We start from the raw sequence: 13,452 nt of genomic DNA on the forward strand, positions 1-13,452 counted from the left end.
GAGGACTCGGCCGATGCCGAAGATGCGGTTGCCGCCGAGGACTCGGCTGATGCCGAAGATGCGGTTGCCGCCGAGGACTCGGCTGATGCCGAAGATGCGGTTGCCGCCGAGGACTCGGCTGATGCCGAAGAAGCGGTTGCCGCCGAGGACTCGGCTGATGCCGAAGATGCGGCTACCGCCGAGGACCCGGCCGACGCCAAGGACTCGGGCGCGTCTGAAGACACGGACGGTGCCGCCGAGGTGGCTTCCCCGGACGCTGCCGCTTCGGTCGAGCGAACGGCGCCCGCCACTCCCGAGGCGAGCCCCACAGGAGCGCCGGACGAGCCGGCCGAGGCCACCGTGCGGATCGCCAAGCCCGCCGGGCTCCCGACCCGGCCGGCGGACACCCCGAAGCCCGCCGATACGCCTGCCAAGAGCACACCCGCCAAGAGCGCGTCTGCCGGAGACACGCCCGCCAAGGAGACACTGGCCGGGGCGAGGGATCGCACCGAGTCCGCCCAGGCGTCCGCCGGTTCCGGCAGCGACACCACGATGAAGCTGTCCGTCCCCCGCAGGCCCGGCGCTGCCCGGGAAGCGGGCACCGGGCGACCCACCGAGCCCGAGCGGACCCGGGAGCAGCCGGTGCCGCCCGTTCCGGCGGAAGAGCCCCTGAAGGTGCTCGCCGAGCTGACGAACACGCCTCCGCCGCCGCAGACCTTCTGGCGAACCGTCCTGCGCCGGGTGAAGATCTGGACCCCGTTGGTCGTGCTGCTGGCGATCGTCTTCTGCGCCGTGCAGATGCTGCGCCCACTGCCGAAGACGGTACTGGTGATGAGCGGCGCGCCGTCCTACACGTTCGCCGGCGGCCCGTTGGCCCCTGCCTGGCCGAGCGAGGGCGAGGCGGCAGTGGAGGTCGAGGGCGTGGGCAGCCTGGGGACGTACGGCGAGCAGAAGCCGGTGCCGACCGCCAGCATGGCCAAGGTGATGACCGCCTACGTCGTGCTGCGCGACCACCCGCTCAAGGGCGATGCCCCCGGCCCGGACATCACCGTGGACGCACAGGCGACCAAGGAGTCCAACAACCAGGACGAGTCGAGGGCAGGGGTCGGCGAGGGCCAGCACTTCACGGAGCATCAGATGCTGGAGCTGATGCTGATCCCGTCGAGCAACAACATCGCCCGCCTGCTCGGCCGGTGGGATGCGGGGAGCGATGAGGCGTTCGTGAAGAAGATGAACGCCGCCGCCCGGCAGCTCGGCATGAACGACACCACGTACACCGACCCCAGCGGCCTGGACGCCGGCACCCGCAGCACCGCCGTCGACCAGCTCAAGCTGGCCGGTGCCGCGATGCAGGATCCGGTGTTCCGCGCGGTGGTCGCGACACCGAACACGACCATCGACGGTGTTCCGGACCGGCTCTTCAACAACAACAACGACCTGGTCAACCCGGGTGTCATCGGTATCAAAACCGGGTCGAGCACGGCGGCGGGCGGCAATCTGATGTGGGCCGCGCAGCAGACCGCGGACGGCAGGAAGCAGCTGATCCTGGGCGTTGTGATGGGCCAGCAGAGCGGCTTCTCTCCCGACGCGAGCCTCAACAAGGCGCTGACGGTCAGCCAGAAGCTCATCACCCAGGTGCAGAAGGCCCTGACCTCGGCCACCGTCCTCAAGAAGGGCGAGGCGGTCGGCTATGTCGACGACGGATTGGGCGGCAGGGCCCCGGTGGTCGCAGCCGCCGATCTGACGATGGTCGGCTGGCCCGGCATGAAGACGCAGCTGACGCTGTCCGCAGACGCCAAGGGCGTGCCGCGCAGCGCGAAGGCGGGAACCGTGGTGGGCGTCCTCATCCTCCGGTCCGGGGCGGTGGCGGGCCCCCAGGTGCCGGTGGCCCTGCAGCACGACCTGAGCGTACCGGGCCTCGGTGCGAAGCTGTCCCGCCTCGGCTGAGGCGCCCGGACGGCGGTACCTCGAAGACCTGGGTTGAGGCCCAAGTCCGCTTGGCAGCCGAGCTGTTCGGCGACGGCCGGGACCACGGCCTCCCGGCCGTCGCGGCAGACCGGACCCGGGCGGGCGCCGATGGCGCCCGCCCGGGTCCGGACCGTTCCTGTGTCGGCACCGCGGACGACCGCTGACCGGGGACGACTGCTCAGAAGGTGATGCTGCTCCCTGCGCTGTTGGCCGGCCGTTTGGTGTACGCAACGCCGTGCACCTTGAAGTTCGACGGATCGAGGAGGGTGATCGCACCGCCGTCGGCGCCGAGCCTGAACCCGTCCTGCTCGGCGGAGATCCTGAGGGTTTCGCCCGGCTGAAGCTGCTCCTCGGGGAGCGGAAGCAGGTTCATGTGCTGGTCGCCGAGGCGCCACCCCTGGAGGTTGACGGGCGCGGGGGAGGCGTTGAGGAGTGTGACGGTGGCAGGCGCGGAGGTGGCGGGGTTGGGCACGGCGGCCACGATCCGTACCTGCTCCTGGCCAGGGGTGATGGGCCGGACCGGAGCGAGGGCGTGGCCGGTTCCGTCGTCGGTGTGCCACGACTGGGACTGGAAGGCCAGGAAGACGGCGACCCACCGATTCTCGGAGGGCAGGCGGATGAGGAGGCCGCCGTCCTGCCAGACCCCGTCGTCAGCGACCCACTGCCCACTGTTGCCCTGGTTCATGTGGATGTCGTGGACACCGCTCCTGGCGCCGAAGCCGAGCGCCTTGTCAGACAGCTGCTCGGTGGGCCATCGCTGGCCGAAGGCGTAGATGCACGCGGCCGGTTCGTCGATCGCACGTTGGACGTAGTGGTCGATCAGGTCCTCCAGGTCGTTGTCGGCCCCTGGGAGGTCGGGCGGGAGCGTGCGCATGAGGGCGGGGTCGAAGAGGTTGCCGCGGATGAAGTCGAGGCTCGCGGTACCGGGCTGCGACGGCTCCCTGGTCCATCCGCTGCCGGCTTCCGGCAGCAACTGCGTCAGCGGATGGCGGAAGTCGGCATCAACCAGGTACAGAAGGTCAGACGGTGTCTGCTGGGACTTGACGTTCACCGCGACGCGATAGTCGACGCCGCTGTCGTCGCGCAGGTGGATCTGGTAGTGAGGCGTGGGGACACTATCTCCCTCGCGGCGCCGTTCGATGGCTCTGGCAGCGAGCACGCCGTAGTCGTTCAGGGGCATCTGTGGTCCTCTCGGGCTGAATCAGCGGGTCCCCGCCCGGCGCGCTACGGGTGGCACACGGATCCGACTCCGTCGCGGCGACCCGGCCTTCGCTCCCCGTTATCGCCGATCGGCCACCCGCCGGAGCGGAGGATCGCCGACGTTCACCCACCCGAGCGGAGTTCCCGGTACCGGCGCCCTGCGGGCCATTTCGCGGACGGGCACACCTTGACCCGTCGCGACACCAGGCGCAGGCTGGAGATACAAGGTAAACGTAGTTAGTACGCTTATGTAGAACGTATACAAATTTATAAGGGAGGGAGGGCCCCATGCCTCCCATTGCGAGGGGCGATCCGACCCAGTCCCACACCGAGGCCGAGAAGCTCGGTTGGACCATCAACATCCCCGGGCATCCACCCCGGACGGACTCCCCGGAGTACGACGCCGCCCGCACCGAGCTGCACAAGCTGGTCGGCACCCTGGCGCAGCCGTTCTACGGGCCCGAACCGGTCGAGGACCACCACGGTGGGGGGCTCTGGCTCAAGGACGACGACGGCTGGTTCGTCGTCCGCAACCTCGCCGGAATCGAGTGGTCCGCGCAATTCTGCGCCGACCCGGCCAAGGTCGATCTGCTGCGGCAGAACGCCAAACGCCTTTACGCGTTCTGTCCGGACGCCGTGAAGGAACTCGGAATCGAAGACCTCCTGAACACGAAGATCACCGACGCCGCCGGAGTCCAGCGCTGGACCGACTCGATCTGCAACGCCAGCATGCCGCTGCCGCACGACGTGCACTCCGCCGAACTGCCGCAGGGCGGTGGGGTCCACCACTACCCGAGCCCGATCACCGAGATCGTGTTCTTCAAGGAGGACGACTTCCAACTGTGGGTCACCGACGAGGGGGGCCATGCCGTGGCCGTGGCCCCGGTGGCCGAGCGCGGTTCGGGTGATGGCCGGGTCCAGGTGCTCTACGCGCCGGACCAGTCCGCGCTGCGTTCCCGGTTGGACCGGGCGCAGGGCCGCGGAGACGTCCTACTGCTCGACGCGGACCACCCGGTCGCCCAGGCGGCGTTCGCGCGGCAGTACGGCAAGGCGGCCGCCAGGACACCCGATCCGCCGCGTACGGCCGCGTGAGCCGGCATGTGATCAGGTACACGGGCCGACGAGCCGCGGGCGGCCCCGGGCCGGACGTCGTCGAGGCCGCGGTCGAGCTGCGGGACGGTGACCGGCGACACCTGGATGCCCCGCTCCGGTGGTGCGGCGAGTGCCGGCTCGACGTCCTGCCGGTGGCCGTCGGTGCGCATCGGCCCGGCAGCGTGGTTCCGGGAGGCGTTCGGGAACCTCCGTCGCAGACCACTCGCACATCCCCGGGTACTGCTGGTACCGGATCCCTCCGTGCGGGCCGTGCGGTCCGTCGCCGTGATGCCGGTCCCAGACTCCGTATCCGCGACCGCTGTTCCCCGGGCAGCCGCGCCCGGGACGATCCGATGAGGAGACATGATGCTTCCCAAGATCACGAGGAATGGGCAGCCTCCCCCTGACCTGGTGTTCGGCTATGTGTCGGCACAGTCGCAGGGCGGCGTTCCGATGACCGAGGCAACCGAGTTCGACTTGGCCAGGCCGTTCCACGCCGACGAGAACACCCGCGCCCGCGCCAAGGAGCGCGCGCTGGCGGCCGGACTCACGGTCACCGCCGAGAGCCGGCTGGGTTTCACCGTCTGCGGACCGCCCGCCGCGTACGAGGAGTTGACCGGTGGCCGGATCGAGTCGTACGAGGTGCTGCAGCGGGTGCAGAACGGGCGCCTGCGCTACGTGACCCACCTCGACGTCGTGGGCGACGGCCAGCCCGCGGATCTGGGCGTGGGCGCAGTGCGGGACACGGACGCGATCGAGGCCGTCGTGCTGGAGCAGCCGCGTTCGCCGTACCGGCTGTCACCGGCCGCCCAGGCGCCGAACGTGAGCAAGTACCACCTCCGGCTCCCGGGCGATGTGGCCATGCTGCTCGGCGCCACGGCGGCACAGCAGCAGGGCGCGCTGGGCGGAGGTGTCGTGGTCGCCATGGTCGACACCGGACACTACGCGCACACCTACTTCGCCCTTCAGGGCTACCGCATCGACCCCGTCGTCACCGTGGTGCCGGGGACCAATCCGGCCGAGGATCCGATCGGGCACGGTACCGGGGAGTCGGCCAACGTCTTCGCCGTCGCCCCGGGTGCGACGCTGCGGTTCTACCGCGCGAGCAACTCCAGTGGTCAACTGACCAGCGCGATGGCCGGGTTCCTCCGGGCGAAGGGCGACCACCCGCAGGTGCTCACCAACTCCTGGGGCGGCGACCTCGACTACCCTCCTCCGGATCCGATGCCGCCCGCCTCCTCCCGCGTCTGGGTCCTGGAGATCACCGATGCCGTGCAGCAGGGCATCGTGGTGGTGTTCTCCGCAGGAAACGGCCACTTCTCGATCGAGCCGCAGATCCCCGGGGTCATCGCGGCCGGAGGCGTGTTCGTCGGTCCCGGGCTCGTCCTGCAGGCCTCCGACTACGCGAGCGGATACGCCAGTCCGTGGTTCGACGGTGAGATCGTGCCCACCGTCTGCGGCCTGGTGGGAATGCTGCCGCGAGCGCAGTACCTGATGCTCCCGATCCCACCCGGCTGCGAGCTCGACGTCGAGGAGAGCCAGCCGAGCGACGGCCAGTTCCCGGACACCCCCGACGGCACCAGGTCGGACGACGGCTGGGCGCTGTTCTCGGGCACCTCGGCGGCCGCGCCGCAGATCGCCGGCGCCGCGGCGGTGCTCCTGGGTGCCGGCGGCCGTCCGGGCCTCACCGTCCAACAGCTCACCGAGGCGCTGGTCAAGACGGCGACCGACGTCACCGTCGGCCACAACCATCCGCGGTTCAACAATCCGGCCGGGCCCGGCCCCGACGAGGCCACCGGTCCGGGACTGGCGAACGTGGGTGAGGCCCTGAAGTACGTCCGGACGCACTTCTGACCGGCCGCCCGGCGATCACCAAAGGGGCGGCGACATGCAGTGGGGTCGCCTCCCCGTAGCCGAGTGGAGCCGGGGCGACTCGTGGGCACACCCAGGTCCGGCGATGAGGAACCCCACTGCCTGATGCCGCCAACGGAACGGGTCGGCACGGGAGTTGGCGTGATGCAGTATGTTCGAATCGGCTTGAACGGCCTGAACCTGCGGATCTGGGACGCCGTCGCGAGCGGCGATCGTGTGACCGCGCAGGCGAAGCGTGAGCGGTCGCCTGGGCCAGGCGCACGCCCTGCTCAAGGGCGCCTTCATGCGGGCGACCGTCAACTACGGCTTCTCCCCGATCCGGGTGCTGTTCGCGCTCGGCCTCCTGGAGGTGGCGGGCGGCGTCCTGTTCTCCATGCTCCGGGACGACATCCACCTCACCAGCACGGCGGCCTCGGCCCACCAGGTGTTCCAGCCCTGGCTGTACACCCTGGACCTCCTGCTGCCCGTCGTGAACCTGCACCAGCGCGATTTGGTGGTCGCCCACAGCGCGGCCATGTGGTGCTCCACCGGCTTCACCATCGTCGGCTGGGCGCTCGGCACGGCACTGGTGGTCGGCGTGGGCAGCGCGCTCAAGGGCGCGGACCGCTGAGGTGCCCGGCGTGGCGTGAGGAGGTGGATCCCCCCCCAGGCTGAGCAGGGACGACTCGCCCACTCAGAGGTTGACGCAGTAGACGAACGGGACGCTGCTCGTGGTCCGCCCCGACGTCAGGTCGATCGCACGGACCTGGGAGTTCGGTCTTCCGGGAGCACACGGTCCGGGGAAACCGGTGACGAGGCCGAAGCTGCCGCCGGCGAATCCGGAGTTCCCGGTGGCCGTGACCGTCCAGGACCTCTGGGTCGCGCCGGTGACCACGATGCGGACCTTGCCGTTCACATTGAAGTGGTCACCGCTGATCTTGAGCGTGCCGTTCCCCGAGGTCGTCCACACCCGTACCGCCAGCCGCCGGTCGTCGGCCTGCTGGTTGTCCGACTGCGCCTGCGCGCGCGCCTTCACCGTCACGCACGTGAGGTCGTCGGCACCCCACCCCACGCGCCAGACGTAGCCCTCCCTGCAGTAGCCGTTCGGGAGGGTCCGGCCGGGCGCCAGACTGTTGTCGGTGGCGGTGTCGGCGCGTGTCTGCGGTGTGACGCACACGAGGTCACTGGCCCGTGCGACGCGCCAGACGTATCCCTGTCTGCAGGTGTTCGGTCCGTAGTCCTGAGCGCCGGCGGTCTGCGGTGCGATCGCGCCGGCGCCGATCATGACAGCAGCGGCTATCGCCGTGGTCGTACATCGCCTGGTCATGGCCTTACCTCCCCGGATGGGGTCGCTATAGGTCTATCGTCCGGCTGCGGCGAGGGAGCATCAAATCCTGTGGATCGGCGGTACCGGCAGACCGTGTCCCGGAGGCGTCGCAGCGAGGTTTCATCCGCCAGGCGCAGGCAGGCGTGCGCGATGGTGCGGTGAGGTGTACAGGTGGAACTGTGCGCACGAGACCGCCCCAACGCCGCGGAGGATTCTCCTGGTTCACCGTAGAACACCTCCCCCTCCCGCTCGGGAAGACCCTTCTGGTCGCCAAGCACCTCGGGTTTCTCGCGGTCATGGCCTTCCTGGGGCTCTCGCTGACCGACCCGCCGAGCGGGGCACCAGGACTTGGCGGCGGCATCACCGGCCTTGCCGTCGGAGGACTGGGCTCGGTCGTCAATCCGCTCTGGGGTGCAGCCTCGAAGAAGTTCGACCAGGACATCAGCAGGATTCTCACGACGACGCTCTCGTTCCTCACCTTCGTGTCGCCCGTCGGCATCGGCGTCTGGGCCGCGATCGAGGTCTTCCGGACTCCTTCCCCGGCAACTGCCCAAGCCGTGCTGGTCGCCGCTGTCGCGGGGTTCAGCGGCCTTTCCCTGGACACCAGCAACGTCACGCACCCGGACAGTCAGTCCGCCAAGTAGCCCACCGAGCGCGCGGCTCGACGATGCAGGCCGGCTTCAGTACGGCCTCACCCTTCAGCCGACCGTTCGTCAGCCGCCCCGAGGTGCTGGTGCAGAGTCAAGTCCTTTGCGGGATTGCGGAGATCACCTGCACACCACGGGGTAGTGGTCCGAGAGATCGGTGCAGGTGTAGCCGTGGCCCCGACTGGTCACCGTCGGCCAGGTCAGCACGTGCAGCGGCGCGGCCGTGACGGGCGCGGTCTCGGCGGGCCGCCCGGGCGGCGGGGGAGATGGCGATCGGGCCGATCACGGCGGCGGCGGCGAAGGTGACCGCGGCGATGCGCGAGATGCGGCGGGCACGGGAGCCGAGATGGGCACGGGAGTTGGGCACCGGGTCTCCGAGGACGGTGGCGAGGGCTCGCCGGGCGACGAGATGTTGTGCAGTCAACTCGGCCCTGATAGCCGCCTTCAAGGGGGGCAGCGGCTCGGGTGGGACTGAGCCCGGAACGGGCCTACGACTTTGGGAGCGATTGAGGCCGGGTGCCAGCCCGCTGGGTCGGTAGGTGGATGCGTCTGGGATCCTGCTCCTCATGAGCACACCGCCAGACGGACTGCCCGTCTACCGAATCTTGACCGGACCGGACGACGCCACGTTCTGCCACCGTGTGAGCGAAATGATTGCTCTTGGCTACGAACTACACGAAGGCCCCGCCGTCACCTTCAACGGTGAGAGCGTCATCGTCGCCCAGGCGCTGGTCTGGCCGGCGCGGTCACATGGACGTGGTGAGCAGCAGTAGTCGCGATCGGCTCGTGACGTGAGAAGGGCCGTACGGGTTGGGTGAGTTGTGGCGCTTACCCGGGCCCTTGCGGCCTGTTCCCGTCCTGCCCTGTCCGGGGTCTCCCGCGCACACTTCGGCGTGACACCGTTCGTCCCGGCTGTCAACCGGTGGTGAGCACCATGCGGAAGCGGGCGGCGCCGGAGAGCATCTTCTGGTAGGCCTCGTCGGCCTGGTCCAGCGGTCTGGTCTCGATCATCGGGTGGATGTCGTGCAGGGCGCTGAAGGCCATGGTGTCCTGCACGTCCTGGGCGGTGCCGGAGGCGTGGCCGCGGACGGTCCTGGCCCGCATGATGAGCTGGGCCGGGTTGATGCCCAGCGGGTCGGCGGTCGCGCCGATGACCACCAGCTCGCCGCGGTGGGCCAGTCCGTCCACGGTCGCGGTGATGGCGTCGGAGTTGGCGGCGGTGGCCAGGACGACCTTGGCGCCGCCGAGGGACTGCAGGGCGTCCGCGACGGACGTGTCCGCGGTGCTGTCGACGTAGTGGTGTGCGCCGAGCTGCTTGGCGAAGTCGGCCTTGCCGGCGCCACGCGCGATTGCCACGGTCTCGAAGCCCATGGCGACCGCGAACCGTACGCCCAGGTGGCCCAGGCCGCCGAGGCCGAGTACCGCGACCAGGTCGCCCGGGCGGGCCGGGCTGCGGCGCAGTCCGTTGAACGTGGTCACGCCCGCACAGGCCATGGGGCCGGCGTCGGTGGCCGCCAGCCCGTCGGGAATCCGGGCCAGGGCGTCCACGGGGGCGATCACCTTCTCCGCGAAGCCGCCGTCGTAGGTCCAGCCGGGGACCTTCAGGTTCTCGCACACGATGAAGTCGCCCTGGCGGCAGGGGGTGCAGCGATGGCAGCTGCCGCCGAACCAGCCCACCGCGACCCGGTCGCCCACCTGCCAGCGCTCCTGCGTCCCCTCGCCCAGCTCCTCGATGCGCCCGGCGATCTCATGCCCGGGGACCAGTGGGAACCGGACGCCCGGCAGCGCCGCGTTGACGAACATGGCATCGCTGTGGCAGATCCCGCAGGCCTCCACGGCGATCCGTACCTGGTGACGGCCGGGCTGTGGTACCTCCCGCTCGACGATCTCGAACGCCTGGCCGACGGCGGCCACCTGCGCGGCTCGATAGGTGCTCATGCTGGCTCACTCCCGGTGCTGGAACTACGTCTCCCAGCACCAGCACACCAGCCCCGGCCCGATCCCGCGCGTTGCGGTCGGCGGGAGAGAGCCGGGTCTCCGTGCATGCCAGGCCATCGGCTGCTCACTGAACGAAGGAATGAGGTGGTTGTCCGTGAACAGGAATGCCGCCCGGCCGGTCAGGAGGTGGCCACCCAGATGGTCCAGTGGTCCCGCTCGCGGATCGGCCCCCGGGGCAGCCGGGCCGTGATGCGGTCGGCCAGCCCGGTCAGTTGGGCGTCGGTCAGCTCGTGCAGTATCGACCGGCCGGTGCGGGCCAGCAGGTCGGCTCGGACCTCCTCCGGGCCGGCGTACTCCCGGCTCCAGCAGGCCGGGGAAGAACTCGAAGAACCATCCGCGCAGGTGGTCGGCCGACCCGGGGCGGCGGACGTCCTCGATCGTCCGGTCCTGCACGATCAGCGTCCCGCCCGGAGCGAGCACCCGGCGGGCCTCCCGGAAGGCAGTCGGCAGATCGTCCAGGTGGTGCACCAGGGCCCGTTCGAAGACGATGTCAGCGCTGCCGTCGGGCAGGCCGGTCTCCTCCGCCCTGCCCTGTCGGAACGTCAGATCGGCCAGTCCGGCGCAGTGCTCGCGCGCCGCCGAGATCATCGCGGCCGAGAGACCGAACTGCCGGCCTTCGCCGAGACCGTGCGGCTGCTGCTCGGGAGGTTCGCGGACGACTGGCGGGTGGCACCGCTGCCCGGGTATCCGGCCCTCGGCTGAGCGGGGCGTTCAGCCGCGCGGGGTGAAGACGCAGAACTCGTTGCCCTCGGGGTCTCCCAACGCGTGAGACACGCGGTTCTGGGAGGGCCCCGCTATGGCTGCATCTTCGCAGGTCAGCACCGTTAGGAATTCGCCCCACTCCCTGAAAGGGGTGAAAACTGATCCTCGCCCCCGTGCGCTCTCCGCCATCCGCCTCAGCGTGACGACCGACGAAACCACGTCCCCGGGCCGTCAGCGTGAGGCCAACGAGTCCGCCGCCGCATCGCTCGGTGCCGTGATCGTCGGTGAAGCGGAAGACCTGGACGTGTCAGCGTCCAAGACGACGCCGTTCGAGCGTCCGCAGCTCGGTCCCTGGCTTCAGCGGCCCGACGACTTCGACATGATCATCTGGTGGCGCCTGGACCGGGCCGTCCGGTCCATGGCGGACATGTCGGCGCTGGTCTCCTGGGCACGCAAGCACGGCAAGCGGCTCGTGTTCGCCGAAGGGCCGGGCGGTGCCCGCCTCGAACTGGACATGGGCAACGTCGTGGGCGAGCTGATCGCCACCCTTCTCGCCTTCGCGGCCCAGATGGAAGCCCAGTCGATCGCCGAGCGTGTCACGGGTGCGCAGGCGGCCATGCGCACGATGCCGCTGCGCTGGCGCGGCTCGCGTCCGCACTACGGCTACGAGCCCGCACCGCTCGACGGTGGCGGCTGGACGCTGGTGCCTGACCGAGATGCCGTGAAGGTCATTGAGCGCATGATCCGTGAGCTGTTGTCTGGCAAGACGGCAAGCGTCGTAGCGGCGGACCTCAACGCGGACGGCGTTCCTTCGCCCCGCGATCACTGGGCACTGAAGAAGGGTAGGAAGACCGGCGGCAAGACGGGTGGCACCCGGGGTGAATACGAGCAGCGAGACCAGTTCAAGTGGGGACCGAGCATCGTGAAGAAGGTGCTCACGTCGGTAGCCCTGATCGGCTGGAAGCTGCACGAGGGCAAGCCGGTCCGAGACAGCGACGGCCGCCCCATCCTGGCCACGACCAAGCCGATCCTGACCCGGTCCGAGTACGACGCCATAGGCACCCTGTTCGAGGAACGGGCCGTGGACAACCGGGAGCGCAAGGACACCAACGCTCTGCTGCTCCGCGTGATCCACTGTGACACTTGTGGTGGTCGGATGTACGAGTCTGTGCCGTCCGCCAAGTCCCGGAGTGCCAGCGCGTCCTACAAGTGCAACTCCCATGCGCGGGGGGAGACTTGTAAGGCTCCAGCGAACATCAAGAGCGAATGGGCTGATGAGTTCGTGGAACGTGAGTTCCTGCGGCTTGTCGGCGGGATACAGGTCCTTGATATTCGCACCATCCCCGGATACGACCCCGCCCCGGAGATCGCTGCGACGCTGGCGGAGTTCGAGGAGCACCAGCGGCAGGAGGGGCGTCAGAAGTCCAATGCCGCCCGGCAGGCATGGCAGAAGCGCGCTGACGCGCTGGACACCCGGCTTGCCGAGCTGGAAGCAGCACCGAAGATTGAGCCGCGCCGCGAGGTCGTCAAGACGGGCCGCACCTACGCCGACGAGTGGCGGGATGCCGACACCGCAGGAAAGCGCGGGATGCTGTTGGACTCCGGTGCCCGCCTGACGGTCAGGCGTGGTACGCCCGGCGGCTGGCGACGGCTGGACGAGTCCCGCGTGACTTTCACGGTGCGCGGAGAACTGGACCCGTTGATCGATGAATACATGGCACTCGCAGAGGGGCTTACGGACCGACCGTTCGTTCCCGGTGTCCCCGGCGCGCGACTGCGTCTCAGTGAGCCTGTCGCCGCGTAGCCCCCTCTGAGCCCCCGTCTGGCCCTCCCCGGCCCGGCGGGGGCTTTTGCGTGCCTTCTGACCGGCGGGGCGGAGCGCCAGCGCAAGGAGGTGGGTATTTGTGTCTCTTGCATGACGGGTATGACAGTTCTATTACTCCTCCGGTAATCCCAATGAGATTCCATTGGGCAACCCGAAGTGGGGTGCCGACTGTCAGTGCCGTCATGGGAGCCCCGGCGGCCCGCTCTCGCTGGCGTCGGCGGCCATCTGGTGCCCAATCTCCAGACGCCACAGAACGGCCCCTGAGGGCTGCGTGAATCCTCACGGCCTCCAGCACCCAACGTGGCATACAAGGCCCTCAGGGATGCCCTCTAGGTCCCCCTGGGGGCATCCCGCCCGAGCCGTGACCCTGCCCGGCCCTCCGGCCGGCGTCATGCCGTCCGGCAGGAATCCTTCCCACTCCTTTAAGGGCGAGCGAGCTTTCTGCTCCTCACCGCGACTGTGGCAGGTCGCCCCCTTTGCTTGGCCCCAGGTCCAGCTGTTGCAGGCGTCTGCCACCGCCGCACAGCGACTTGGGGCCATTTTGTTTTTCTGGCTCCTTTCGCGCTGCTCCCGCCTAGCTGGCGGAATCCGAACTCACTGACTGAAGGAGTCTCCTGTGTCGACCTATGTACAGCGCGCCGTCGATGCCATGTCGCAGAACGAGCGCCGCCGCCTTGCGGCTGTTCTGGGCAGTGCGGAAACGCCTCTACTGCGTGATCTCGCGCGGGACCTGCACGTGGCTATTGCGCGCCACGATGCCGTGATTGCCGAGATGGAAACGGCCCATGCCCGTGCGCTGGCCGAGAAGACCAATAGGGCGGAAGCCGAATTCCCGCTGCCGGCGTACCCGAAGGGCAACTGAT

At 69.4% G+C, this 13,452-nt stretch carries 13 protein-coding genes; 8 read left to right on the top strand and 5 right to left on the bottom strand.

The genetic code is table 11. The features are described from left to right. The coding region (locus ACWDAK_RS23915) for a D-alanyl-D-alanine carboxypeptidase (protein ID WP_449806499.1) at window positions 1–1,926 on the top strand (1,926 nt) is incomplete at its 5' end. 199 nt (window positions 1,927–2,125) lie between these two features. Here the strand turns inward: ACWDAK_RS23915 and ACWDAK_RS23920 are convergent. Further along, complete coding sequence (locus tag ACWDAK_RS23920; protein ID WP_344640363.1) at window positions 2,126–3,127, bottom strand: DUF2278 family protein; 1,002 nt, start codon at window positions 3,125–3,127, stop codon at window positions 2,126–2,128. A 308-nt stretch (window positions 3,128–3,435) separates the two neighbouring features. On the opposite strand from ACWDAK_RS23920, the gene ACWDAK_RS23925 reads away from it, so the two are divergent. From ACWDAK_RS23925 to ACWDAK_RS23935, 3 genes are all read left to right on the top strand, one after another. After that, window positions 3,436–4,239 (top strand): DUF6424 family protein, encoded by an 804-nt coding sequence (locus ACWDAK_RS23925; protein WP_344640362.1) that lies wholly within the window; start codon window positions 3,436–3,438, stop codon window positions 4,237–4,239. 453 nt (window positions 4,240–4,692) lie between these two features. Next, window positions 4,693–6,093, top strand: a complete 1,401-nt coding sequence (locus ACWDAK_RS23930; protein ID WP_427395507.1) for a S8 family serine peptidase — start codon at window positions 4,693–4,695, stop codon at window positions 6,091–6,093. Between the two features lie 253 nt (window positions 6,094–6,346). Continuing rightward, window positions 6,347–6,721, top strand: a complete 375-nt coding sequence (locus ACWDAK_RS23935; protein ID WP_344640360.1) for a hypothetical protein — start codon at window positions 6,347–6,349, stop codon at window positions 6,719–6,721. 63 nt (window positions 6,722–6,784) lie between these two features. On the opposite strand, the gene ACWDAK_RS23940 is transcribed toward ACWDAK_RS23935, so the two are convergent. Beyond that, the gene (locus ACWDAK_RS23940) at window positions 6,785–7,417 is read right to left on the bottom strand and encodes a hypothetical protein (RefSeq protein WP_344640359.1); all 633 of its coding nucleotides are present in this window, start codon (window positions 7,415–7,417) and stop codon (window positions 6,785–6,787) included. A 179-nt stretch (window positions 7,418–7,596) separates the two neighbouring features. Here ACWDAK_RS23940 and ACWDAK_RS23945 point away from each other — a divergent pair, with 179 nt between their 5' ends. Next, window positions 7,597–8,061 carry a hypothetical protein gene (locus ACWDAK_RS23945; RefSeq protein WP_344640358.1) on the top strand — a complete coding sequence of 155 codons (465 nt, stop codon included), beginning with the start codon at window positions 7,597–7,599 and terminating at the stop codon, window positions 8,059–8,061. Between the two features lie 97 nt (window positions 8,062–8,158). On the opposite strand, the gene ACWDAK_RS23950 is transcribed toward ACWDAK_RS23945, so the two are convergent. Beyond that, a complete protein-coding gene (locus ACWDAK_RS23950; protein WP_344640357.1) occupies window positions 8,159–8,488 on the bottom strand; it encodes a hypothetical protein in 330 nt (109 codons plus the stop codon). A gap of 142 nt (window positions 8,489–8,630) precedes the next feature. On the opposite strand from ACWDAK_RS23950, the gene ACWDAK_RS23955 reads away from it, so the two are divergent. Further along, window positions 8,631–8,837, top strand: coding sequence for a DUF1737 domain-containing protein (locus tag ACWDAK_RS23955; protein ID WP_344640356.1), 207 nt, complete (start codon window positions 8,631–8,633; stop codon window positions 8,835–8,837). Between the two features lie 142 nt (window positions 8,838–8,979). Here ACWDAK_RS23955 and ACWDAK_RS23960 read toward each other — a convergent pair whose 3' ends face one another. After that, a complete protein-coding gene (locus ACWDAK_RS23960; RefSeq protein WP_344640355.1) occupies window positions 8,980–10,002 on the bottom strand; it encodes an alcohol dehydrogenase in 1,023 nt (340 codons plus the stop codon). A gap of 24 nt (window positions 10,003–10,026) precedes the next feature. Next, window positions 10,027–10,650, bottom strand: coding sequence for a class I SAM-dependent methyltransferase (locus ACWDAK_RS23965; RefSeq protein WP_427395508.1), 624 nt, complete (start codon window positions 10,648–10,650; stop codon window positions 10,027–10,029). 313 nt (window positions 10,651–10,963) lie between these two features. Here ACWDAK_RS23965 and ACWDAK_RS23970 point away from each other — a divergent pair, with 313 nt between their 5' ends. Next, complete coding sequence (locus tag ACWDAK_RS23970) at window positions 10,964–12,568, top strand: recombinase family protein (protein WP_427395509.1); 1,605 nt, start codon at window positions 10,964–10,966, stop codon at window positions 12,566–12,568. Window positions 12,569–13,205: 637 nt separating this feature from the next. Then, window positions 13,206–13,451 carry a hypothetical protein gene (locus tag ACWDAK_RS23975; RefSeq protein WP_427395510.1) on the top strand — a complete coding sequence of 82 codons (246 nt, stop codon included), beginning with the start codon at window positions 13,206–13,208 and terminating at the stop codon, window positions 13,449–13,451. Window position 13,452 lies beyond the last annotated feature (1 nt).

This window comes from Kitasatospora sp. NPDC001175, from assembly GCF_053598215.1.